21 protein-coding genes and 1 riboswitch are annotated in these 25261 nt (G+C 48.6%); of the genes, 7 read left to right on the top strand and 14 right to left on the bottom strand.

What is annotated here, in order from left to right; translation table 11 throughout:
• Nucleotides 1–5 precede the first annotated feature (5 nt).
• The 3 genes from gatZ to fbaB form a co-directional block, all read right to left on the bottom strand.
• Nucleotides 6–1268: a tagatose-bisphosphate aldolase subunit GatZ gene (gene gatZ / locus BGE37_RS04280; RefSeq protein WP_105287815.1), complete on the bottom strand. Its 1263-nt coding sequence runs from the start codon at nt 1266–1268 to the stop codon at nt 6–8.
• Between the two features lie 28 nt (nt 1269–1296).
• A complete protein-coding gene (gatY, locus tag BGE37_RS04275) occupies nt 1297–2151 on the bottom strand; it encodes a tagatose-bisphosphate aldolase subunit GatY (protein WP_105287814.1) in 855 nt (284 codons plus the stop codon).
• A 315-nt stretch (nt 2152–2466) separates the two neighbouring features.
• Entirely contained in the window at nt 2467–3519 is a 1053-nt protein-coding gene (gene fbaB / locus BGE37_RS04265; RefSeq protein ID WP_000129551.1) for a class I fructose-bisphosphate aldolase, read from the bottom strand.
• Nucleotides 3520–3775: 256 nt separating this feature from the next.
• On the opposite strand from fbaB, the gene BGE37_RS04260 reads away from it, so the two are divergent.
• Genes BGE37_RS04260 through BGE37_RS04250 form a run of 3 tightly spaced genes read left to right on the top strand, consistent with a single transcriptional unit; the run spans nt 3776 to nt 7016 of the window.
• Entirely contained in the window at nt 3776–5053 is a 1278-nt protein-coding gene (locus tag BGE37_RS04260; protein ID WP_000858470.1) for a nucleoside permease, read from the top strand.
• Nucleotides 5050–6054 (top strand): ADP-ribosylglycohydrolase family protein, encoded by a 1005-nt coding sequence (locus BGE37_RS04255; protein WP_105287813.1) that lies wholly within the window; start codon nt 5050–5052, stop codon nt 6052–6054. The genes BGE37_RS04260 and BGE37_RS04255 overlap by 4 nt, the downstream gene beginning before the upstream one ends.
• Nucleotides 6051–7016, top strand: a complete 966-nt coding sequence (locus BGE37_RS04250) for a carbohydrate kinase family protein (protein WP_088541338.1) — start codon at nt 6051–6053, stop codon at nt 7014–7016. The genes BGE37_RS04255 and BGE37_RS04250 overlap by 4 nt, the downstream gene beginning before the upstream one ends.
• Here the strand turns inward: BGE37_RS04250 and BGE37_RS04245 are convergent.
• The 5 genes from BGE37_RS04245 to rcnR all read right to left on the bottom strand — a co-directional run bounded on the left by BGE37_RS04245 (nt 6990) and on the right by rcnR (nt 10751).
• Nucleotides 6990–7736, bottom strand: a complete 747-nt coding sequence (locus tag BGE37_RS04245; RefSeq protein ID WP_000434034.1) for a GntR family transcriptional regulator — start codon at nt 7734–7736, stop codon at nt 6990–6992. The genes BGE37_RS04250 and BGE37_RS04245 overlap by 27 nt on opposite strands.
• Before the next feature lie 51 nt (nt 7737–7787).
• Nucleotides 7788–8606, bottom strand: a complete 819-nt coding sequence (locus tag BGE37_RS04240; RefSeq protein ID WP_105287812.1) for a glycoside hydrolase family 25 protein — start codon at nt 8604–8606, stop codon at nt 7788–7790.
• A 64-nt stretch (nt 8607–8670) separates the two neighbouring features.
• On the bottom strand, nt 8671–9471 hold the full coding sequence (gene thiD, locus BGE37_RS04235) for a bifunctional hydroxymethylpyrimidine kinase/phosphomethylpyrimidine kinase (protein ID WP_105287811.1): 801 nt from the start codon (nt 9469–9471) through the stop codon (nt 8671–8673).
• On the bottom strand, nt 9468–10256 hold the full coding sequence (gene thiM / locus BGE37_RS04230; RefSeq protein WP_105287810.1) for a hydroxyethylthiazole kinase: 789 nt from the start codon (nt 10254–10256) through the stop codon (nt 9468–9470). Before thiM ends, thiD begins: the two co-directional genes overlap by 4 nt.
• A 34-nt stretch (nt 10257–10290) precedes the next feature.
• Nucleotides 10291–10387, bottom strand: a riboswitch (TPP riboswitch).
• 91 nt (nt 10388–10478) lie between these two features.
• Nucleotides 10479–10751 carry a Ni(II)/Co(II)-binding transcriptional repressor RcnR gene (gene rcnR / locus BGE37_RS04225; protein WP_000019944.1) on the bottom strand — a complete coding sequence of 91 codons (273 nt, stop codon included), beginning with the start codon at nt 10749–10751 and terminating at the stop codon, nt 10479–10481.
• Between the two features lie 120 nt (nt 10752–10871).
• On the opposite strand from rcnR, the gene rcnA reads away from it, so the two are divergent.
• On the top strand, nt 10872–11693 hold the full coding sequence (rcnA, locus tag BGE37_RS04220; RefSeq protein ID WP_105287809.1) for a nickel/cobalt efflux protein RcnA: 822 nt from the start codon (nt 10872–10874) through the stop codon (nt 11691–11693).
• Between the two features lie 204 nt (nt 11694–11897).
• Nucleotides 11898–12236 carry a Ni(II)/Co(II) efflux transporter accessory subunit RcnB gene (rcnB, locus tag BGE37_RS04215; protein ID WP_105287808.1) on the top strand — a complete coding sequence of 113 codons (339 nt, stop codon included), beginning with the start codon at nt 11898–11900 and terminating at the stop codon, nt 12234–12236.
• A gap of 81 nt (nt 12237–12317) precedes the next feature.
• On the opposite strand, the gene BGE37_RS04210 is transcribed toward rcnB, so the two are convergent.
• The 6 genes from BGE37_RS04210 to apbC all read right to left on the bottom strand — a co-directional run bounded on the left by BGE37_RS04210 (nt 12318) and on the right by apbC (nt 19110).
• Complete coding sequence (locus BGE37_RS04210) at nt 12318–13352, bottom strand: putative fimbrial-like adhesin protein (protein ID WP_105287807.1); 1035 nt, start codon at nt 13350–13352, stop codon at nt 12318–12320.
• A gap of 15 nt (nt 13353–13367) precedes the next feature.
• Entirely contained in the window at nt 13368–15848 is a 2481-nt protein-coding gene (locus tag BGE37_RS04205) for a fimbrial biogenesis outer membrane usher protein (protein WP_105287806.1), read from the bottom strand.
• Nucleotides 15849–15863: 15 nt separating this feature from the next.
• Nucleotides 15864–16538 carry a fimbria/pilus periplasmic chaperone gene (locus BGE37_RS04200; protein ID WP_105282114.1) on the bottom strand — a complete coding sequence of 225 codons (675 nt, stop codon included), beginning with the start codon at nt 16536–16538 and terminating at the stop codon, nt 15864–15866.
• A gap of 80 nt (nt 16539–16618) precedes the next feature.
• Nucleotides 16619–17161, bottom strand: a complete 543-nt coding sequence (locus tag BGE37_RS04195; protein ID WP_000830468.1) for a fimbrial protein — start codon at nt 17159–17161, stop codon at nt 16619–16621.
• Between the two features lie 295 nt (nt 17162–17456).
• Entirely contained in the window at nt 17457–17738 is a 282-nt protein-coding gene (locus tag BGE37_RS04185) for a YehE family protein (protein WP_001046488.1), read from the bottom strand.
• Nucleotides 17739–18000: 262 nt separating this feature from the next.
• Nucleotides 18001–19110, bottom strand: a complete 1110-nt coding sequence (gene apbC, locus BGE37_RS04180; RefSeq protein WP_001005448.1) for an iron-sulfur cluster carrier protein ApbC — start codon at nt 19108–19110, stop codon at nt 18001–18003.
• Nucleotides 19111–19277: 167 nt separating this feature from the next.
• Between apbC and metG the strand changes: the two genes are divergently transcribed.
• Both metG and BGE37_RS04170 read left to right on the top strand, forming a co-directional pair.
• The gene (metG, locus tag BGE37_RS04175; protein WP_001360779.1) at nt 19278–21311 is read left to right on the top strand and encodes a methionine--tRNA ligase; all 2034 of its coding nucleotides are present in this window, start codon (nt 19278–19280) and stop codon (nt 21309–21311) included.
• Between the two features lie 140 nt (nt 21312–21451).
• The gene (locus tag BGE37_RS04170) at nt 21452–25261 is read left to right on the top strand and encodes a DUF4132 domain-containing protein (RefSeq protein ID WP_105276890.1); all 3810 of its coding nucleotides are present in this window, start codon (nt 21452–21454) and stop codon (nt 25259–25261) included.

Below are 25261 nucleotides of genomic sequence, written 5' to 3'. Positions count from 1 at the left end.
CGTCCTTATTCCGCACAGCCGTAGCGATAGGCACGCAAAACATCATAAATTTTATCCATAATCAACTGATACGGTATTGCCGATAATTCCCCGGACTGTATGCGTTCAAATTGTTTGGGTAGATACTGACTAATCATGCCCAGTGGGATGTCCACGTCTTCCAGATTCGCCATCATCGTTTCAACGCTATTCTTAATTCGACTATGCGGCCAGTAATAACGAATACGATCCGACAGGCTGTAACGAATATCCAGTAATGAATCGTTAAAACCCGTGCGATAATATTTTTTCCAGTACTGCGGTTCATCGAGCATCACTTCTTCAATCACCGCCAGGCAACTGCTACGATTTTCGGGGCCGATAAGCTCTTGCTCAATTTGTGCCAACGCAAATATCGCCTCACGTAGAGCAAAGGTTAATGCTGGCCCTACTTTCAAAATTGCAAAGTGATCGCGGACTAATTCCCAATAAGCCGTCCGGGTCTGGTAATCGGTAGAATGTGCTTCATAAACCATTCGGGTGTTTTCTATCCATTGCGCCAGCGCCTGCGCTTCTTGCGGCTGATAATGGATAATATTGCTGTGATCAAATTCCACACCCGGCTGTACCACGATGGCAATCACGCGTGTTAACGCCTCTGTCAGCCCACGAGCAATAAAGGCCTTTTGATGCGTACGTAAAGTATTGGCGGCATCTTCAACCCGGGTAATGTGTACTGACTGAATGGCGCTGGCCTCACCGCCCGGAACCGGAACTTCGGTGCCAATGACATAGCTCAGTTGCTCACGCTGGCAATCTGTCGCCACACTCTCCGCTGCGTGGCAAAGCACGGCAGCACGTTCAGCAACCGTTTCTGGCGCTAATGGTATTGGATCCCCCGCACATGACATTGACGCATCAAGGTGAATTTTACTGAACCCCGCTCGAACATATGCTTTTACCAGCTCGACGGATTTTTCCATCGCCGTATCCGCATTTTCTTGCTGCCAGCAGTTCGGTCCCAGATGGTCGCCGCCGAGAATGATACGCTCACGAGCAAATCCGACTTTATCGGCAATTGCAAACACAAATTCGCGAAAGTCCGCCGGTGTCATTCCGGTATAACCGCCAAATTGATTGACCTGGTTTGACGTTGCTTCAATCAGCACTTTGCGCGTGCTGTTGCGATCAAATGCCAGCGCCGCTTCGATAACCAACGGATGGGCAGAACAGACTGAACATATGCCGATATGTTCACCAGCTTTATGCCGGGCAATTAACGTTTTCATGTTTTTTCCTTGTTAAATGGCAGGTGCGTTATGCCCTGCCCTCGCAGCAACAATCAGCAATCACTTTGCTCACCACATCGCGCATTGCGGATTTAGCCGACTGCAAATAATCCCGGGGATCGGTCGCTTCGGGGTGCTCGGACAGGTAATTTTTTAACGCCTGCGAGAATGCATTTTTCAGCTCCGTTGCAACGTTGATTTTGCATATCCCCAGTTTGATGGTTTGCTGAATATCCTTAGTCGATAATCCTGACGCACCATGCAGCACCAGCGGTAAGTTCACCCACTGGCGAATGTTCTCCAGTCGAGAAAAATCAAGCGCCGGTGCGCTGGCATACATACCGTGAGCCGTGCCGATGGCGACCGCCAGGGAATCAATCCCGGTTGTCTCGGCAAATTCACGCGCCTGAATGGGGTTGGTATACAACGCATCAGCTTCATTGACTTGTACATCATCTTTCTGGCCCCCAAGCTGCCCCAGCTCCGCTTCGACGCTGACATCAAAGCGATGGCAAAAATCCACCACCTCTTTTACCCGTGCAATATTTTGCGCATAAGGCAAATGCGAGGCGTCGATCATTACCGAGCGCACACCTGAACGAACTTTCTGAGCGATATCGTCAAATTTCGTGTGATGGTCGAGGTGAATCGCCAATGGATGGTGATAGTGCTTCGCCATAGCGCTGACCAGCGCCACCAGATTTTCTGTACCAGCATGAGTAAATGTACCGGGCGTTCCGGCGATGATGACCGGCGCATGCATGCTGGCAGCGGTTTCCACCACCACTTGCATCGTTTCGAGATTGTGAATATTGAATGCCGGAACCGCATAACCGCCGCGCTGCGCGTTGTTCAGCATCTGCTTTGTCGATACCACGTACATTTTCACATCCTGTCATTTGTTTTCGATTTCAAAATATAATGAAATTATTTGTTTTCAAATGTCGAGATAACGATCACAAAAACGACAATATGAAAATTAATCAGAATGACAGGAAAAAAAACGGCCTCCCGGGGGAAGCCGTAACGAAGTGCGCGTGTTTTTATGCCGGATGCAACGTAAACGCCTTATCCGGCATACGTGGCAGCGCTGTGTAGGCATGATAAGACGCTTCAGCGTCGCATCAGGCATAGGTTGCCGGATGCGGTGTGAACGCCTTATCCGCCCTACGGGGTAGTGCTGTTCGTATGAGGCGTATCAGGCGATAGTAATTTTGCTATCGAGATAAACGTCCTGCACGGCGTTAATCAGTTTCACGCCGTCAGCCATCGATTTCTTGAACGCCTTACGTCCAAGAATCAGCCCCATTCCACCAGCGCGTTTGTTGATGACCGCAGTACGCACTGCATCGCTGAGGTCAGTTTCACCGCCTGCAGCACCGCCGGAGTTTATCAACCCTGCCCGGCCCATATAGCAGTTAGCTAACTGATAACGCACCAGATCAATCGGGTTTTCGCTGGTCAACTTGCTGTACACGCGATCGTCGGTATAACCGTAATTAATCGCTTTATAGCCGCCGTTATTTTCCGCCATTTTTTGTTTGACGATATCTGCGCCTATGGTTGCCGCCAGATGGTTAGCCTGGCCGGTCAGGTCAGCCGAAACGTGATAATCGACGCCATCTTTCTTAAAGGCGGAGTTACGCAAATAGGCCCACAGCACGGTCACCATGCCCAGCTCGTGCGCACGTTCAAAAGCCGCAGAAATTTCTTCAATCTGGCGACGTGACTCTTCCGAGCCAAAATAGATGGTCGCGCCAACCGCCACCGCGCCCATGTTGAACGCCTGCTCCACGCTGGCATACAGCGTTTGATCGTAAGTGTTCGGGTAACTTAGCGTCTCGTTGTGATTAAGTTTGACAAGGAATGGAATGCGATGCGCGTAACGCCGCGATACCGATGCCAGCACGCCGTAGGTTGACGCCACACAGTTACAGCCCGCTTCGATCGCCAGTTCAACAATGTTTTTCGGGTCAAAGTAGAGCGGGTTAGCGGCAAATGAAGCTCCGGCAGAGTGCTCAACGCCCTGGTCAACCGGCAGAATAGAAAGATATCCTGTTCCAGCCAGGCGCCCAGTGTTGTACAACGTCTGCATATTACGTAACACCGCTGGCGGGCGATTATTGTCAATCATCACGCGGTCTACGTAGTCATGTCCGGGGAGATAAAGCTGGTCAGAAGGAATAGTCATACAACGGTGCTGTAAAAGGTTGTCGGCGTCTTTGCCAAGCAACTGCGCAATATCTGTCATTACTATGCTCCCGTAAATTCCGATTGGATATCGGCTATGGATTGTCCTGGCCCGCCTTTTGCGGGCAATCATAATCCTGGTCGTTACAGGCGAGTTTTTCCATCTTTTGGATGTTTTTTCAGCGTTTTCTGTTGGCTCGATTCATCAGAAAAAATGTTACCGCGGTCAAATTTTCACCGCAAAGGTATTTAAAAGGTATTATTAAATGGTATTGTCATCGCGTACCTTACATTACCTGTCATGAAGGAATTAAAAGATGAAAACAACAGCAAAGCTGTCGTTCATGATGTTTGTTGAATGGTTTATCTGGGGCGCGTGGTTTGTGCCATTGTGGTTGTGGTTAAGTAAAAGCGGTTTTAGTGCCGGAGAAATTGGCTGGTCGTATGCCTGTACCGCCATTGCGGCGATCCTGTCGCCAATTCTGGTTGGCTCCATCACTGACCGCTTTTTCTCGGCGCAGAAAGTGCTGGCGGTATTGATGTTCGCTGGTGCGGCGCTGATGTATTTCGCTGCGCAACAGACCACTTTTGCCGGGTTCTTCCCGTTACTGCTGGCCTACTCGCTAACCTATATGCCGACCATTGCGCTGACTAACAGTATCGCTTTTGCCAACGTGCCGGATGTGGAGCGTGATTTCCCACGCATTCGTGTGATGGGCACTATCGGCTGGATTGCCTCCGGTCTGGCATGTGGATTTTTGCCGCAAATGCTGGGTTATGCCGATATCTCTCCGACTAACATCCCGCTGCTGATTACCGCCGGAAGTTCTGCTCTGCTCGGTGTGTTTGCGTTTTTCCTGCCCGACACGCCGCCAAAAAGCACCGGCAAAATGGACATTAAAGTCATGCTCGGCCTGGATGCGCTGATCCTGCTGCGCGATAAAAACTTCCTCGTCTTTTTCTTCTGTTCATTCCTGTTTGCGATGCCACTGGCGTTCTATTACATCTTTGCCAACGGTTATCTGACAGAAGTCGGCATGAAAAACGCCACCGGCTGGATGACGCTCGGCCAGTTCTCTGAAATCTTCTTTATGCTGGCATTGCCGTTTTTTACCAAACGCTTTGGTATCAAAAAGGTATTATTACTTGGTCTGGTCACCGCAGCGATCCGCTATGGCTTCTTTATTTACGGTAGTGCGGATGAATATTTCACCTACGCGTTACTGTTCCTCGGCATTTTGCTGCATGGCGTAAGTTACGATTTTTACTACGTTACCGCTTACATCTATGTCGATAAAAAAGCCCCCGTGCATATGCGTACCGCTGCGCAGGGGCTGATCACGCTCTGCTGCCAGGGATTCGGCAGTTTGCTCGGCTATCGTCTTGGCGGTGTGATGATGGAAAAGATGTTCGCTTATCCGGAACCGGTAAACGGACTGACTTTCAACTGGTCCGGGATGTGGACTTTCGGCGCGGTGATGATTGCCATTATCGCCGTGCTGTTCATGATTTTTTTCCGCGAATCCGACAACGAAATTACGGCTATCAAGGTCGATGATCGCGATATTGCGTTGACACAAGGGGAAGTTAAATGAAAACAGAACGTATTCTCGGTGCTCTTTATGGGCAGGCGTTAGGGGATGCGATGGGGATGCCCTCCGAGCTTTGGCCACGCAGCCGCGTTAAAGCACACTTTGGCTGGATTGACCGTTTTCTGCCTGGACCAAAGGAGAATAACGCGGCCTGTTATTTTAACCGCGCCGAATTTACCGACGATACCTCAATGGCTCTTTGCCTGGCTGATGCGTTACTGGAACGTGAAGGCGAGATCGATCCGGATCTGATTGGGCGTAATATTCTCGACTGGGCGCTGCGTTTCAACGCCTTTAACAAAAACGTGCTTGGCCCAACTTCGAAGATTGCGCTTAACGCCATTCGCGACGGTAAACCCGTTGCTGAACTGGAAAACAATGGCGTGACCAACGGCGCAGCGATGCGCGTCTCGCCATTAGGTTGTTTGCTTCCGGCGCGCAATGTTGATTCCTTTATTGATGATGTGGCGCTGGCGTCCAGCCCGACCCATAAATCCGATCTGGCGGTGGCAGGTGCGGTAGTCATCGCATGGGCGATTTCCCGTGCCATTGACGGAGAAAGCTGGTCAGCGATTGTTGATTCTCTACCCTCGATTGCGCGACATGCACAGCAAAAACGCATCACTACCTTCAGCGCCTCACTGGCAGCACGTCTGGAGATTGCGCTGAAAATTGTGCGCAATGCCGACGGCACCGAATCCGCCAGCGAACAGCTGTATCAGGTGGTTGGGGCAGGTACCAGTACTATTGAGTCCGTTCCGTGCGCCATTGCGCTGGTTGAACTGGCACAAACCGACCCGAACCGTTGCGCCATCCTGTGCGCTAACCTTGGCGGCGACACAGACACCATCGGCGCTATGGCGACGGCGATTTGCGGCGCATTGCATGGCGTTAACGCTATCGATCCTGCGTTTAAGACGGAGCTGGATGCGGTAAATCAGCTTGATTTTAATCATTATGCCACGGCGCTGGCAAAGTATCGCCAACAACGGGAGGCGGCATGAGCGGCGCTCGATTACACACGCTGCTGCCTGAATTAACCACGCGTCAGCCGGTGATGGTCGTCGGCGCGGCAGTCATTGATGTGATCGCCGACGCTTATGCCCTCCCCTGGCGTGGGTGCGATATCGAACTGAAACAGCAGAGCGTTAACGTTGGCGGCTGCGCACTGAATATTGCCGTGGCGTTAAAGCGCCTCGGTATCGAAGCGGGTAATGCCCTGCCGCTCGGCCAGGGTGTGTGGGCGGAAATTATTCGTAACCGGATGGCGAAAGAAGGATTAATCAGCCTCATCGATAACGCCGAAGGCGATAACGGCTGGTGTCTGGCGCTGGTTGAGCCTGATGGTGAACGCACGTTTATGTCGTTCAGTGGTGTGGAAAATCAGTGGAATCGCGAATGGTTGGCGCGATTAACCGTTGCGCCTGGCAGCCTGCTCTATTTTTCTGGTTATCAACTGGCCTCGCCCTGCGGTGAATTGTTAGTGGAATGGCTGGAGAGTCTGCAAGACGTGACGCCGTTCATCGATTTTGGCCCACGTATTGGCGATATCCCGGATGCATTACTGGCGCGAATCATGGCCTGTCGACCTTTAGTGTCACTCAATCGTCAGGAGGGTGAGATTGCCGCCGAACGTTTTGCTTTATCAGCAGAGATAACAACACTTGGCAAGCAATGGCAGGAGAAATTTGCCGCGCCGTTGATCGTTCGTCTCGATAAAGAAGGCGCATGGTATTTCAGCAATAACGCTTCTGGCTGCATCCCGGCATTTCCAACGCAAGTTGTAGACACCATTGGGGCGGGCGACAGTCATGCAGGTGGCGTATTAGCTGGACTGGCCTCTGGTTTGCCACTGGCGGATGCCGTATTGCTGGGCAATGCAGTGGCGTCGTGGGTTGTCGGGCATCGCGGCGGTGATTGCGCGCCAACCCGCGAGGAACTACTCCTCACACACAAAAACGTATAGATCACTGCGACAGTGGCTGATGCTGTACTCAATAGGCCGTTGCTGTTGGTCAAGCGCCACTTGCTTGATCACCAGCACCGGTATTTTACTATCTAATTGAATATGTGACTGAAACTCGGCATCCGGCATCCGGGCGCTAACGCGGGAACGGGTACGCTTTGGAAAAATATGCTGACTGCGGAAGTAGTCATAAAGAGAGATTCCGATGGCATCAACATCATGAATTAAATGCGCCGGAACCCACGACTCCTCAATAGAGACCGCTTCTTCATCAACATAGCGAATACGCTTAAGCAAAAAGACATCACTACCCGCTTCGACCGCCAATTGCTGCGCCACCTCTTCAGGGCATTTAACCACTCGCTTGTTAACCCATAGCGTATCGGGCTTTTTCCCGCGCAACACCACCTGCTGAGAAAATCCTCGCGCTTCTTTTAACGAGTATTCAAAGATGTTATTAATCTGCGTGCCGTAGCCGCGCGAACGTGTCACCACGCCCTCTTCTTCCAGCGCCTGCATCGCCTTGCGCACCGTAATGCGCGAAACGCCGGTTAACTGACTTAAATCGCGCTCGCCGGGTAAAATATTGCCATGTTCCAGCACCCCGCTGCGCACGGCATTTTTCACCGTTTCGGCAAACTTAATATAAAGCGGCGTGTTATCCGCCGCTAAAATACGTTCGTTCAGTTGGGCAATCAGCTGGGTATGCGCTTGTTCCATTTGTCTTTTTCCTGCCAGGGAGTCTGGTGGGAGTATATCACTGCTTCTTATTTAAGGCGTTTCTTTAATCCCATCAACGAATCCCTGCAGCTCCTCCACCGTGCCATTAAACACATTAAAATCCACCAGACCATTAATGCCATCTACCTGTCCACGGTCGGAATGCTGCCAGAAGCGCCAGGCCATGCCGTCATTGTCCGGACGACGTTGATAATAGTGAGCCACCCACCACGGATATTCATTGAAATACCCCGCCAGATTCGTGTGATAAAACGTCGCGCCTGCATAAATAATCGGCTTTTTTCCTGTGCTTTTTTCGACCATTTTTAGCCACTGACTTACCTGCTTGCGTAATTCCTTCGCCGATAATTTTCCGCGCTCTTCTACGTCCAGCACAGCAGGGAGATCACCGTGGGCAAAATCCACCGTTTGCAGAAATAATCGCGCCTGAACTGAGGCGGATACCGACGGGGAAAAATAATGATACGCCCCACGCAACAGGCCATTTTCGCGGCTTAGTTGCCAGTTACGCGAAAAATACGGGTCCACCAGTTTTTCGCCTTCCGTCGCCTTGATAAAGGCAAATTGCAAGCGAATACCGTTATCGCGCATTTTTGCCACCCGCTGCCAGTCGATCCGCTCCTGCCAGCGCGAAACATCTATTCCGTGAATGGTGTAACTGGCAGGAATGCGAATAGCGAAAGATTTAACCGGACGATAACCGTAGAAGTGGATGTAGTCTTTAATCTGAATTGCTGTCGAATAGAAAAAATTCACCGTCTGACGCGGATAAATTGCAACGATGGAAATTAGCCCAAGAGCGCATAATAAAGCGGTGAATTTTTTTCGACTGGTGATTCTCAGCTGCATTGGTTTCATCCCTGAATGTCAGCGCCAAATACTGACAATAACCAAAGCAGCTATAGTAAGGTGCTCACCACCAGGCGTGGAAGTGGTGAACCGGACCAATACCGTGACCAACTTCCAGCGTGTCGGCCTGGGCTAACGCCGATGAAAGCCAGCTTTTTGCCTCCTGGACGGTGTCAGCCCAGTTTGTATGGCGCGGGCGCAGTGCAGCCAACGCCGCAGAGAGCGTACAACCAGTGCCGTGGGTGTTTTTGGTCATAATGCGCGGTGCAGTAAACCGTTGTTCCCCCTCGCGAGTAAACAGCCAGTCCGGGCTTTGCTCATCATCCAGATGACCACCTTTCATTAGCACTGCGCCACAGCCCATCGCCAACAGCGATCGCCCTTGTTCCAGCATTTCCTGTTCGTTGCGCGCGTGTGGCGCGTCGAGCAAGGCGGCAGCTTCGGGCAAGTTTGGCGTTATTAATGAAACCTGTGGCAATAATCGACTGCGCAGCGTGGCAACCGCCGAAGGTGAAAGCAGAGGGTCGCCGCTTTTTGCCAGCATAACGGTGTCGAGTACCACGTTTTGGATCTGATAACGTTGCAACCGTTCTGCCACCGCTTCAACAATATCGGTTTCCGCCAACATACCGATTTTAGTGGTGTCGATTCGCACATCAGTGAACACCGAATCCAACTGCGCGGCGACAAAATCAGGATCTATGCGATACACCGATTGCACGCCTCGGGTGTTTTGCGCTACCAGGGCGGTTATTACTGAACAACCATAAGCACCAAGTGCAGAGAACGTTTTGAGATCTGCCTGAATTCCTGCGCCACCACTGGGATCAGTGCCTGCAATTGTCAGAGCGTTAATCCGTTTCATGCCTGCACCTCCTGCGTCAATTGCCAGAGCGCATCAAGAAAATGGGGAACAAAACTGCCAGGCCCTTCACTTCTGGCGACGGCGCGTTCTCCGGCTTGTTTCATCCAGTGACAGGCAGATGCGATATTTTCCAGCATATCGCCTGGTAATGCACAACAGGCAGCGACAACTGCCGATAATGCACAGCCAGTTCCTACCACTTTGGTCATTAACGAATTGCCGCCGTGAATGCCAACGGTGCGACGACCATCGGTAATATAATCCACCTCGCCAGTGACCACGACGATTGCGCCAGTTTCCCGTGCCAGTGTTTGTGCAGCAGGTATCGCGTTAGCCGCGGCGTCAGTGGTGTCCACTCCCCGTCCACCATTAGCAACGCCAGCTAATGCCATGATTTCCGAAGCATTACCACGTATCGCTGTCGGTTTAAAAGATAAAAGTTCATGACAAAAACGGCGACGATAATCGAGTGCGCCAACCGCGACCGGATCAAGCGTCCAGGGCGTTTGGGAGTGTGTTGCCTGTTCAACGGCAGCACGCATTGCCTGTGCGCGTGGCTGCGTCAGCGTGCCGACGTTAATTAGCAAGGCACTGGCGATAGCCGCAAATTGACTGGCCTCTTCTGCTTCGATAACCATCGCTGGCGATGCACCGAGCACCAGTAAAGTATTGGCAGTAAAGGTTTGCACCACATCATTGGTCATGCAATGCACAAGAGGAGAGTGTTGGTAAAAGAGGTTTAACGCGTGCGCTGATTGCGCGGAACTCAGCAGGTCGACTTGCATAGTTTGCTCCTGCCATAACGTGAAGAAGCAATGACCTGGTGGTCTGTGACTTCCCTACGCTGGCATTATCCAGATCAGGTGATACGGGTATTTCTCAGCCTTCACGCAGAAGGGCACCCCGAGTCGTTTGGTTGCGATGATGAATCGCAGAGATGGATGGTAATGTCCCGCGCACACGTTGTAAACGAGGAAAAACGGCGGGATTACAATAACGTTGTGAAATTATTTGATATATGAATCCAGCACCTTCAGAACGACATCCAGATCTTCTTCACGTTTTAGCTCATCCCCCTGGTGAACGATGTGTTCCGTCAGATGACCTTTAATCACTTCCCGCATCAGACCGTTTACCGCGCCACGGATAGCAGCAATCTGTTGTAGAACAGCTGCGCATTCGTGCGGCTCGTCGAGCATTTTCTTGAGCGCCACGACCTGACCCTGAATCTTACTGGCACGCGCTTTCAGTTTCTGTTTATCACGGATTGTATGAGACATGGCAACACCTGGTTAACAAGAACATGAAAAATCATAGCACTATTATTCTACTGGGGGGTAGTATCAGGTACTGGGGGGGAGTAGAATCGGATTGCCGAATTAATACTAAGAATTATTATCATGACCGAATTTACCACTCTTCTTCAGCAAGGAAACGCCTGGTTCTTCATTCCCAGCGCCATCTTACTTGGTGCGCTTCATGGCCTGGAACCAGGGCACTCAAAAACGATGATGGCGGCGTTTATCATCGCCATCAAAGGCACCATTAAACAGGCGGTGATGCTCGGACTGGCAGCAACCCTTTCGCATACCGCGGTGGTCTGGTTGATTGCCTTTGGCGGGATGGTGATCAGCAAACGTTTTACTGCTCAATCTGCAGAACCGTGGCTCCAGTTGATTTCCGCGGTGATCATTATTGGCACCGCGTTCTGGATGTTCTGGCGTACCTGGCGCGGCGAACGCAACTGGCTGGAGAATATGCACGGGCATGATCATGAGTATCATCACGATCACGAAGATCACCACGACCATGGACATCATCACCATCACGAACATGGGGAGTATCAGGATGCTCATGCACGAGCCCATGCCAATGACATCAAACGACGCTTCAATGGCAGAGAAGTGACCAACTGGCAAATTTTATTGTTTGGGTTAACAGGTGGACTGATCCCCTGCCCGGCAGCAATTACCGTGCTGTTGATTTGTATTCAGTTGAAAGCCCTGACACTAGGCGCAACACTGGTCGTCAGTTTCAGCATTGGCCTGGCGTTAACGCTAGTCACCGTAGGCGTTGGCGCAGCAATCAGCGTTCAGCAGGTCGCAAAACGCTGGAGCGGATTTAACACTCTCGCTAAACGTGCGCCCTATTTTTCCAGTCTGTTGATTGGCTTAGTTGGGGTGTATATGGGCGTGCATGGCTTTATGGGCATTATGCGATAGGCTGCATGTTATCTTCAGCCCAGGATGATTCTTAAATCAGCTATTTCCGCTGGCTCTCTGCTCGCTAAGGATGCTTTTAGGGCATCCTTTCATTTACACTTTTTACGAAATCATGGGATCACTAACAAAATATCGCTTGTCAGTTATATTGTATGGCAGGAAAGATATGCGACTGATATTACAGATCCCCAAAGTGGAGAGTATATGACCATTAAAAATAAGATGTTGCTGGGTGCGCTATTGCTGGTTACCAGTGCCGCCTGGGCCGCACCAGCCACCGCGGGTTCGACCAATACCTCGGGAATTTCTAAGTATGAGTTAAGCAGTTTCATTGCTGACTTTAAGCATTTCAAACCAGGCGATACCGTCCCAGAGATGTACCGCACCGATGAGTACAACATTAAGCAGTGGCAGTTACGTAACCTGCCCGCTCCTGATGCCGGAACGCACTGGACCTATATGGGTGGCGCATACGTGTTGATCAACGATGCCGACGGTAAAATCATTAAAGCCTACGACGGTGAGATTTTTTATCATCGCTAAAAAAAGCCCCCTCATCATGAGGGGGAAATGCAGACACCTTGTTATTTTTTATTATTAGCCACTTGCTCGTCTTACTTGTTATTAATCATATTTCACGTTGATTAAGGCGGTAGCCTCCAGAGCGCCAGATTTAACTTTATTTGTATCGTAGACGTAGTAACTGGCAGTTACCGGAATTGAAACCGTTGTATCTGTAAGTTTTGACTTTGCCGCAATTTCTTTTAAATTTGTGTATTCTTTACTGCTGTTAGTGATATTTAAAAGTGTGACTGGAGAACCATTACTTTCAAGAATAAATCCTACGCCATTATCTTCCGCACCTTTCAGTATTGTGTTGCTGTTGGTTAACAAATCAGAACTTGATAAATACACCTGCATTTTCCGTGATGTTTGATTTTGTTGACCTAATAAGTTTTTACAACGCAGAACAATATCCCCTTTGTTACTATTTATTGTTGCTTTGTTACCTGTAGCTGGTAATTGTGAAATGGGAATACTCTCTAAAGTAATTAATAAATCGTCCGGTTTGCAGGTTGTGGTTATCGGGTTGTATGACAATGTCAGATTAAAGGAATAGACACCTGCATTTTGTGCCAATGCATTTCTGTAGCTATTTACACATGCATCCCATGACTTGCCACCGAATAAACACAGTAAAAATTGTACTGCAGCACTCCCGCGTGTCGATGATGAAGCACTGGATAATGTCGCAACACCATTAATCATCACTGAACCGCTGCCCCCCGCAGAAACATTTACTTTTGCATTACTAGCCGCAGGTGTTACCGTTATCGAATAACCACTGGTGAAACTGGTCTGATTATTTGACAACGTGATGTTGTTTTTATTGATCCATTCAAAATGTAAATTTAATTTAATAGTATCGTTATACAGCCCAACAATAATATCCGATGAATTCATGGGAATGATGGTATTTGTACTCACACATGATGAATCGTTGAAATTATGCTCATATGTCGCCGTTTGTGTTTGAGTCAGTGCAAAATCCCCCTGAACAGCCAAATTATGCTGAGCAGATAACTCTCCATAACATGCTGCATAACTCACAGGCATTACCATCATAATTAATATAAATAACATTATGCGAATTTTCATAGAGCCACCCGATTATTACTGGCAAATATAATTCCTATTTTCATCAATCTCTTTACCGAAGGTGATTGTGCATGAGAGCCCTTGTTGTTTATCAATTGCCACATTAACCGATGGCGGTACATCATTAGTGCGGATAAATAACTGGCTTCCCTGACCGACAACACCAATATTGTGACCGTGGATATCATTGACTTCATAACCAAACGTTAATGGTTGCCCATCCGCTCTTAACGCTTTTATAAACCAGGGCTTGCGCTGATCGGTATCAAAATTAACCAGTACAACCGCGCCGCGAAAAGGGACGGCAATGTTCCGGTTGCCACGTAATTCTGCTTCGCTATCGCTTTGCGACACATCCAGCATCAGGTGATTTTCCCGATAAGGTGTCATTCCGTCGTATACCACCACTCCATTACGGTTTGTTGTGCGATATTTTTGCCCATTGACATAAGCATCTTTAATTCCTGGCGCATTCATCACAGCAAACGTTTCGGAAAGACGGTTCGCCAGATTAACGCCACCCGACCAGGCGACAATGCCCCCTGAAAGACTGGCTCCAGCCTGTCGATAAGTACTCGACTGACTATAACTGCCATTCACCGTTGCCACCGGCGCGTTCCAGGTTAAATTCGCTCCAGCTGTCGTTTCATTTCCCTGATGCTGATGACTCAGGTTGACCCCATAGTTAAATTGATCCCGGCTTCCAACGGTTCCCGATAATCCCGTATTATTTGAGGCAAAACCCTGATCATCAAACGTCGTTGAGTTAGACATATATATTTGCCGACGAGGCGTCGTAACGTCATCACCCCAATCAAAGGGAATCGATATAAAAATATTAAAACGTTTCTCTTCATGATGATTCTCGTCATAAGCCTGGCTTGCCGCGAGGGTATAGCTTATCCGTCGCAGGTTGTTGGAATAACTCAACTGATAATCCTTACTGCTGCCGCTACGCCCCCAGTAATCTCGCCATAACGTACTTAAGGACACAGAACCCCAGCCTTCTGGCAATGACTGGCTCATATTGGCAGAAAAGCTATTTTTACGGCCAAAATCGTTCTGGTAATAATCGGCAATGTCATAGATATCGTTTTCATCACGGCGATAATTATCTTTATTGTTTGCCCAAACGTGATCGTTAAATGTCCGGTAATCACGCGACGAATAACGCCAGGCCGCCAGACCAAAACGCGTCGACGTTTGGCTCACAAATTTGTTGTAGGCAATTTGATAACTTTGCCCGTCAAACACATCGCCGTTGTCTTGTTTACTATGCGACTTCGTGGCATCGACGGAAATGGCACCAATGCGTGTATTCCAGCCTGTGCCCAAAGTGAACGCGTAATAATTATTCGCGACCATCGATCCGCCATACAGCGTCAATAAGTTATTAAAACCATACTGATAACCCGCCTGAACAAAATCACTTTGTTTGCTCGCCCCTTCAATATGGCTACGACCTGCCGCAAAATCATATTTCGACACGCCGGGTTGCAGCATATTCGGCACTGCTGCATAAGGCACCAGATAGGTGGTTACCGAACCGTCCGCCTCTTTCACGCTGACATCAAGATCTGCTCCACCACCGGCCAACTGCAAATCTGTAATCGCAAACGGGCCAGGAGGAACCTCTTTCTGATAAACCACAAAACCGTTCTGTTCAATCGTTACCAGCGCGTTACTCTGAGCAATCCCCTGCACCCGTGGAGTAAAATTTTGTTTCGAGTTAGGCAACATCTGCATATCACGAAACAACCGCACACCGCTGAAGCGAACAGAATCGAAAATATCGCTTGATGTGTACATATCACCCACGCGAAGCGTGCCGAGAAGTTGGGCAAATCCACGTTCCAGATACAGGGTATTGCTTTTCCACACCCCTGGATTGCTATTTGTTTTACTGAAACTGGCATCAGAATGCAGTTGCCACCCCAGTAAGTTTAACCCGCTGTTAAAACGTACATATGTACTCTTGCTATTACCCGACGCTTTATAGTCGCTGTAATACTGACTCACATAATAAGAGGTATAAAACGCATTAATACCCCGCTCCCAGTTTTCCGGTGGAACATAGCCACTTTCCAGTTCCTCCACCCACGCCTGCGGTACACTGAAATCGAGACGAAAAACTCCGATATCCCAGGTATATCTCCCACCGTGAACAAGTTGCTCAAATGTTAAACATTGCTTACCGCTGGCAAAGTTATCGGTATTAATGCCTAACCGCTTGATAATTTCCCTTGATAAACATGTTTCTTGCGGGTTGTCTTTAACAATAATCTCATATTTCCCGCGCCATTGCTTATTGACATAAATATCGATGTCATACTGCCCCGGCAAGGGTTGATTATCATCAAGACGAATATTTGCAACCTGCTGGTCTTTCATTCCACCTATCATAAAATGGGTATCAAAGGTTTCTTCAGCTGCATAAGCTTCAATGCCGAGCAATAACGCTACGATTGCTGATGCAAGTGGGGTCATTCTCAACATAGGCAGCTCCTGCAATTAAATTTTGTCACTAATATAGTTGCCATGGTCATCGATAATGGTCAGATACCAGTTATTCGCATTATTACTTTTGACATTAATACTCTGACTTTCTAAGGGGGCAATCATAATAGTTTCATAATTGACTTTGACATTATTAGCTTTGACATCCGAAATCGTTACCCAATTTGCTGAGTCATTTTTTATCACCAATCCATTGCCACTGCGATTTACCAGTAACTTTTTAAATGTCGCTTTATTTACCGGTGCAATACCCGCAGGCCGGTAAAACAATTTGATTCTGTTTTGCATTGCAAATTTCAGTGCATTCTTGCCCTCTTGCTCTGGACTATTTGGTGGAATATCCAGAACATTCAGATAAAAAATGCTCTCTTTATTAGTGGGCAGTTTATTCGACATAATTTTGATTTTTACTTGCTGCCCGGAATTTGCCCCTATTTTTGCCACTGGTGGCGTTAACATGAAAGGAACCTGAATTTTTTCTGGTGGTAACGACGTATCGCCATCATCAATCCACGCCTGCAGCAGCGAAGAACGGTTTCCCTGATTCATCAACTGCACCGTCACTTCTTTGTTTTCTGCCGGGTAAATAATACGCGTCCCGTAGATGACAATACCGGCATGTGCAGGAAGGACCATAGAAGAAATGAGTAAAGCTAATAATCCTTTCATCTTAATGCCTCTTAAATTAAAAGGCCGCCATGGGGATAGCGGCCATGTTTATTACCTGGAGAAATTTGAAATTTTATTTATTAATCCTGCGCCACACGCATAACCAGAGAAGATAACACATCACCTGATTGCACTGAATTATCTGTCAGCTTCAGGTATTTTGCTTTAAACGGAATAGCATATTGACCTTCCGCTGTTTTATAACTTTCAATGTTAAAAGGTGCAGAAACATCCAGGACATCGCTGTTATCACCTAAATAGAGATAGTACCCCACGGTATCGTTGCTACTGGCTATCGCCTTATCGTTTCCGGTTATTTTATCGTTGGTAATCAACGAGAGTTTTACACCAGCAACTTCTTTCGGACAGCTAATTTTTAACATGCTGCTGGTTACACCGACTGCATCATCATAGGTCGAGTATTTAGCTTTACCTTCAAAGACAGTGGTTGGTACAGTTGGCATATTAATACTTACTGAATCGCCACCCGCTTCGAATTTACACGGAGATTCTGCAATATTCCCTTTAATGGTTAATGTTCCGGTATCAACGTCTGCGGCAAATACCCCAGCGCTCATAAAAAAAGAAGAAAAGACAGCGGCAGCAATAATTGAACGTTTCATAATATGTCCCTTAATAAAATTTATTTTTTGGTTGTTAAGAGTCTGTATCTCTTGGAAACAAATTTCTCACATCAAAAAAGTTGCCGCAATGTAAACATATTGTTTTATTGATTTAAAACAAATTAACTATTGCAATATAAATACAACAAATACTTAAGCATATTAAATATTTATCACATCTATTAATTAATGCAGATTTTTTTAAATGGTATTATTAATATCAATAAAAAAGCTGAAATCATTCACACGAATGATTTCAGCTTTCTAAATCCGCTTAAAAAACCAGGGTGGCAAATTAATCGTAGCGATTTAACACGATTCGACGTTTGCTATCGCTACCTGCAACAACCACTTCTGTCGTCACACCTTTGACTGGCGAAGAAACCTGATGACGGGTATCAACATCATACGTTAACTGACCACAATGCTGTTGAGGTTGACCATTAACCATAGCCATACTGCATGTTGGGGGACTGATCCTGCCATTAATCGTTAATGTGGCAGTCTGTGAAGAGAACGCGGGAGAAGCCATTCCATAGGCAAGAAAAATAATTCCTGACAGCCAGTACTTATTCATTGAACGTTATCCCTGTAGTAAAGGTTATGCCTGGATAGAATGAGTGCATAACAAACTATAGCTGTACATCCACTACACAGCCACGAAGGATGATAATGATGCATTGCCTGTACGATCAATCGACTTTATAGAGTTTCGGACGAAGGTCCGCAGAATATTCGCAGCATTAAATAAGTGTTCATTAATGCGGCAAAAACAAATACACCGCATCAATGTAACATCTCTGCGGTGTATAAAAAACAACCAAAAAGGTTAATGCGCGTCAGACCGCGCGGAAGGAAATCTCGCCAGGAATGACTTCTCCCTGCCAATAAAGCTGGGCTGCAACGCGGTCAGCCAGCTGGCGGTAGATAGCAGTAAATTCGCTCTCCGGACGGCTGATAACTGTTGGCGTGCCTTTATCGAGATCTTCACGTAAGGAAATGTGTAACGGCATCTGCCCCAGCAACTGCGTGTGGTATTTCTCGGCCAGTTTCTCTGCACCACCGGTACCGAAAATCGGTTCATGGTGACCACAGTTACTGCAAATATGCACACTCATGTTCTCGACAATACCGAGCACCGGAACCTCGACTTTCTCGAACATCACAATGCCTTTTTTCGCATCGATCAACGCAATGTCCTGCGGGGTGGTGACCACTACCGCGCCAGTTACTGGAATGTTTTGTGCCAGTGTCAATTGAATGTCACCGGTGCCTGGCGGCATATCAAGCACCAGATAGTCGAGATCCGGCCACAAGGTTTCCTGCAACATCTGCATTAACGCCTTGCTCGCCATCGGACCACGCCACACCATCGCATTGTCGTCAGTGACCAGATAACCAATTGAATTGGTTGCCAGTCCATGAGACATAATCGGTGCCATATGGGTACCGTCCGGCGAAGTTGGACGCTGATTTTCTGCGCCCAGCATGGTGGGTATTGATGGGCCGTAGATATCGGCGTCCAGAATGCCGACTTTCGCCCCTTCCGCCGCCAGTGCCAGCGCCAGATTTACCGCCGTGGAGGATTTACCCACGCCGCCTTTACCGGAGCTGACCGCAATGATGTTCTTCACGCCGTTAATTCCCGGCTGATTCTTCACGCGTTTTAAGGTGGCGATATTGTGCGACAGTTTCCAGTCGATAGCTTTCGCCCCGGTAATGCGCAGCAGTTCGGCGCTACATTGCTCTTTTAACTCTTCGAACGCGCTATGCCATACGAACGGCATAACCAGTTCCACATGCAGCGTGTCGTCCATCCAGGCGACATGGTGCAACGCTTTCAGCGTGGTGAGGTTATGCTTGAGGGTTGGGTGCTGAAAATTGGCCAGTGTCCCGGCGACCATTGCGCGCAGGGCTTCTGGTGATTTGGCCTGGGATTGTTCGTTCATCCCGACTCCTTATTTATAAAGATAACTTATCGCTATTAGTTTACCTGAAGTTAACAGCTAAGTACTTACCTAATAATGCATCATAAGATGCTTGCACAGGACTTACGTAACCATGCCCCATTTGGTACTATCTAAGCCCTTTTCACTACAAAGAAGTAATGCCTACTATGACTCAAGTCGCGAAGAAAATTCTGGTGACGTGCGCACTGCCGTACGCTAACGGCTCAATCCACCTCGGCCATATGCTGGAGCACATCCAGGCTGATGTCTGGGTCCGTTACCAGCGAATGCGCGGCCACGAGGTCAACTTCATCTGCGCCGACGATGCCCACGGTACACCAATCATGCTGAAAGCTCAGCAGCTTGGTATCACTCCGGAGCAGATGATTGGCGAAATGAGTCAGGAGCATCAGACTGATTTCGCAGGCTTTAACATCAGCTATGACAACTATCACTCGACGCACAGTGAAGAGAACCGTCAGTTGTCTGAGCTTATCTATACTCGCCTGAAGGAAAACGGTTTTATTAAAAACCGCACCATCTCTCAACTGTACGATCCGGAAAAAGGCATGTTCCTGCCGGACCGTTTTGTGAAAGGCACCTGCCCGAAATGTAAATCACCGGATCAATACGGCGATAACTGTGAAGTCTGCGGCGCAACATATAGCCCGACTGAACTGATCGAGCCGAAATCGGTGGTTTCTGGCGCTACCCCGGTAATGCGTGATTCTGAACACTTCTTCTTTGATCTGCCCTCTTTCAGCGAAATGCTGCAGGCATGGACCCGCAGCGGTGCGTTGCAGGAGCAGGTGGCAAACAAAATGCAGGAGTGGTTTGAATCTGGCCTGCAACAATGGGATATCTCCCGCGATGCACCGTACTTCGGTTTTGAAATTCCGAACGCGCCGGGCAAATATTTCTACGTCTGGCTGGACGCACCGATTGGCTACATGGGTTCTTTCAAGAATCTGTGTGACAAGCGCGGCGACAGCGTAAGCTTCGATGAATACTGGAAGAAAGACTCCACCGCCGAGCTGTACCACTTCATCGGTAAAGATATTGTTTACTTCCACAGCCTGTTCTGGCCTGCCATGTTGGAAGGTAGCAACTTCCGCAAGCCGACCAACCTGTTTGTTCACGGCTATGTAACGGTGAACGGCGCGAAGATGTCCAAGTCTCGCGGCACCTTTATTAAAGCCAGCACCTGGCTGAATCATTTTGACGCTGACAGCCTGCGTTACTACTACACTGCGAAACTCTCTTCGCGCATTGATGATATCGATCTCAACCTGGAAGATTTCGTTCAGCGTGTGAATGCCGATATCGTCAACAAAGTGGTTAATCTGGCGTCCCGTAACGCAGGCTTTATCAACAAACGTTTTGACGGCGTGCTGGCAAGCGAACTGGCTGACCCGCAGTTGTACAAAACCTTCACGGATGCCGCTGAAGTGATTGGTGAAGCATGGGAAAGCCGTGAATTTGGTAAAGCAGTGCGCGAAATCATGGCACTGGCTGACCTGGCTAACCGCTATGTCGATGAACAGGCTCCGTGGGTGGTGGCGAAGCAGGAAGGTCGCGATGCTGACCTGCAGGCGATTTGCTCTATGGGCATTAACCTGTTCCGCGTACTGATGACTTACCTGAAGCCGGTACTGCCAAAACTGACCGAGCGTGCAGAAGCATTCCTCAATACGGAACTGACCTGGGATGGCATCCAGCAACCGCTGCTGGGCCACAAAGTGAATCCGTTCAAGGCGCTGTATAACCGCATCGATATGAAGCAGGTTGAAGCACTGGTGGAAGCGTCTAAAGAAGAAGTGAAAGCCACTGCCGCCCCCGTGACTGGCCCGCTGGCAGATGATCCGATTCAGGAAACCATCACCTTTGACGACTTCGCTAAAGTTGACCTGCGCGTGGCGCTGATTGAAAACGCAGAGTTTGTTGAAGGTTCTGACAAACTGCTGCGCCTGACACTGGATCTCGGCGGTGAAAAACGCAATGTCTTCTCCGGCATTCGTTCTGCTTACCCGGATCCGCAGGCACTTATTGGTCGTCACACCATTATGGTGGCTAACCTGGCACCACGTAAAATGCGCTTCGGTATCTCTGAAGGCATGGTGATGGCTGCCGGTCCTGGCGGGAAAGATATTTTCCTGCTAAGCCCGGATGCCGGTGCTAAACCGGGCCATCAGGTGAAATAATCCCCCTTCAAGGCGCTGCATCGACAGCGCCTTTTCTTTATGAATTCCTAAAGTTGTTTTCTTGTTTGTTCAACGCTCTTAATTTTTTTCATTAACTGCTAGCATCCGCTTATAACTGGATATAAATACAGGGAACGCGGATGAAGAGTTATATCTATCAGGACGAAAAATCGCATAAATTCTGGGCGGTGGGGCAGCAAGGTAACGAGTTGCATATCAGTTGGGGAAAAGTTGGCACCCAAGGGCAAAGCCAGATAAAAAGCTTTGCGGATGCTGCGGCGGCGGAAAAAGCGGAACTGAAGCTTATCGCTGAGAAAACGAAAAAAGGCTATGTGGAAGACGCTTCGGCAAACGTGCATATCCCCCCCGTCACCAAAGTCACTCCTGAAGTTGAAACTTCACCTGAGAGTAAAAACAAACGCCCATGGCTGGCTGATGATGCAGCCATTCCGCTAACCGACGATATTAACCGATTTGCTTTTCCACATCGCTCTCGCCCCAGAGAGATCAATTATCTGCGCAAAGACGGTGAGATATGGAAGCGTATTGCAGATAACACCAGGGCATATGATCCCGACAACAATTACCGTTCTTATCCAGAAAACTGGCAGCAGGCGTTTGCTGAGTTACAAATGCGAATTCTGGGTAGTCAACAGACAGGAAGTGCGCAATCTGATGCAGCATTGCTTTGGAGTTTTTGGAACTCTTACTCTGCAGATGAATTGGTCGATGACTTAGTCATTCGCTGTGGTCTGGAAAGTGCCGTTGAAATTGCCCTTCTCGCTATTCAACTCAAATATAAACCAGTAAAAGGCGCAGTAACCACCATCATTCCACCTAATCACGAAGCAGAATCGCTACCTAGTTGGCATCAACGTCTATGTCATCATCTTTCACTCACTTCAGAAGATGAGTGGCAACGCTGTGTAGATAAAGTACTCGCGGCTATTCCCTCGCTATCTCCAGCACGGCAACCTTTTGCCGCGTTACTGCTCCCTGAACGCCCGGATATTGCCAATGCTATGGCTCTACGCTATGCAGACCAAAACGTTCCGGCGATGACCTGGTTAAGACTGGTGATAACCGATGATACTGCTCTGAGTACAGTGGAAAAATACGACTTCCCACCGTTGTATCGTGATTTTCGTAATTTTCGCGCTTATCTGGCAATGTTGCTGGCGAATAATGGAATTCGGGGTGTAAGCCAGATCCTTCTTGAGTTTACGGAAGAGCATTCTGACAATCCCACTTATCTTTTCGAGCGCAACAGCGAGACTGAAAATCTTGTCAAATGGCTATGGAAAACGAATCACCCGGATGCGATTCAAATTCTGATCCTCGCTGTGATTGGCAAGAAAAAGCACCTGGAATACTTAAGCAAAGCCTGTCAAAAACATCCCGCTGCAGCTATTGCCGCTTATGCTACTTTGCTTGCAATACACGAAGATGCACAGTGGCGTAACGCACTTATCAAACTGATTACCATCAGGCCAGAGTTGGTATGTGACGTCATTCCCTGGGTTAATGCTAAAGCGGCAGGCATCTTATCTGAATGTCGTCCGCAGCCAGTAGCTGAAGAATGTGAATATGCCACTGTGGATATGTTGCCGGAGCTGTTTGTTTCGCCGCCCTGGATGACCAAAGAGAAAAAGAAAAATACGCCTGTGTTTGATCTTCCAGTGCTTCCAGTTCCTTCTGTTTCTGATGTCACTCCCGAGATTGCCAAAAGACTAACCCGTACTTACCTTGTCACCCGCTTCCAGCAAATAGCCCAACAGCAGGCGACAAAACAAACATTGTTTACCGACCTGCCGCCGATAAAAAAAGCAAGCTGGGAGAAACACTTAATACCGCTTACACCGGAGCAACAAATACTGTGGCATCTTGGTTTTGAAAAATGGCGGGAAAGCGGAGAAAAAATCTACGAAAAAATTCCGGCGCCACAAAGCGCCGTTGATGCCCTGCTACGCTTCGATTTTCCAGCACTCAATGCTGAATTTGTGCAATACCATAACAATGCATACAAAAGCTGGAATCTCATTGCCCTCTGTTACCTGCCTGGTCAACAGGCCATTTCTTTTCTTAACCAGATAGTCAAAGAAGATAACTACTCTGATGAGGGAAATATTCTGGCAATTTTTGGTAGCGCCGCCATACCTTCATTTATGACCTGCCTGCAACGTGATCCACGACGTCTGTGCTTCTTCCCCTTTTTCCTCGGTGTCAGTGACCTGGCCTTACCGATGGCGCAACAATTACAGAAAAAAATGTCTTATGAAGATACGCGAAACTGGCTAACTGATTACCCACGCCATGCCACCGCCGGGCTACTTCCTGTGGCACTGGGCAAACAAGGAAAAGATCGTGATTGTGCCCGCCAGGCGCTTCGCCTGCTGGTGAATTTAAACCAGCGAGAAACGATTGAGGAAATTGCCCAAGGATATAATCAACCAGATGTTTTAGCTGCGCTGGCAACATTGTTCGATAGCGATCCGCTGGAAGAATATCCCGCAAAAATCGCCCCACTGCCCGGCTTTTATCAGTTCACCTTATGGCGCAGACCACGGCTTAAAAGTAACAATCTGCCTCTGTCCGATGACGCTATGCGCCACCTGGGCACTATGTTGAGCTTCCCTCGCGACATTACCGCCTACGCTGGACTGGATATCATTAGAGAAATCTTCACCCGGGAATCACTGGCTGACTTTGGCTGGGATCTCTACACGGCATGGATGGAATCTGGCGCGCCCGCAAAAGAAAACTGGGCATTTACCTCGCTGGGGATTTTAGGCAATGACGACACCGCGCGTAAACTAACCCCGCTTATCCGGGTCTGGCCGGGTGAATCCCAGCATAAACGTGCGGTTTCTGGGCTGGATGTGTTAGCCAGTATCGGTAGCGATATTGCGCTGATGCTGCTTAATGGCATTGCACAAAAGATTAAATTCAAAGCATTGCAGGAACACGCCCGCGACAAAATCAATATGGTCGCCGAAAATCGCGGACTGACAATGGCTGAACTGGAAGACCGCCTGGCTTCAGATTTAGGGCTTGATAGCAGTGGCTCGCTGATACTGGATTTCGGCCCACGTCAATTCACCGTTGGTTTTGACGAAACCTTAAAACCTGTAGTGCGCGATGCAAACGGCAAAGTCCTGAAAGATTTACCCAAACCAAATCAGAGCGATGATAAAACACTGGCAACTGACGCCGTTAACCTCTTCAAACAATTGAAGAAAGATGTGCGCGCCATTGCCAGTCAGCAGATTGATCGTCTGGAGCAGGCTATGTGCCAGCGCAGACGCTGGACGGCAGAACAGTTCCGCCTGTTTCTGGTGGAGCATCCGCTGGTACGTCACTTAACCCGACGGCTGTTATGGGGAGTATATACTGAGGAAAACACGCTGATTGCCTGCTTCCGGGTCGCAGAAGACAGCACTTACAGCGATATGCAGGATGAGTTATTCACGCTGCCAGCAGGAAACATCGGTATACCGCATGTGCTGGAAATCCCCCCTGAATCTGCCGCTGCATTCAGGCAAATTTACGCTGATTACGAACTGCTTCCCCCCTTCCAACAGCTCGATCGTGGTAGTTATCGTCTTGCTGATAATGAACGGAATACCCACGACCTGACACGCTGGCAAGGACAGCTCTGTCAGGCCGGACGTATTGTCGGGCTAGAGCGCCGAGGCTGGCAACGTCTGGAAGAAAGCGGCAGCGTCTATGCGATGCGCAAATCTACCCCTTATGGCGCTCTCGAACTTGAAACAGAACCTTTTTCATTAATTTATGGCGAAACGGGGTATAGCGACCTGCTGCCTGTCGAAAGCGTAAAAATCACCGCCCCTTATGATCGCTATGGTAAGCAATCCTCACCCACTTTCTCCGTACTCGACGACATCACCGCCAGCGAGCTGATTAACGACATTGAATCACTGTTTAATTAA

Source organism: Escherichia sp. MOD1-EC6300 (assembly GCF_002965045.1).
Taxonomy (GTDB): Bacteria; Pseudomonadota; Gammaproteobacteria; order Enterobacterales; family Enterobacteriaceae; genus Escherichia; species Escherichia coli_F.
The sequence above is the reverse complement of the archived record's forward strand: the minus strand, read 5'-3'. Positions and strand labels throughout refer to the sequence as shown.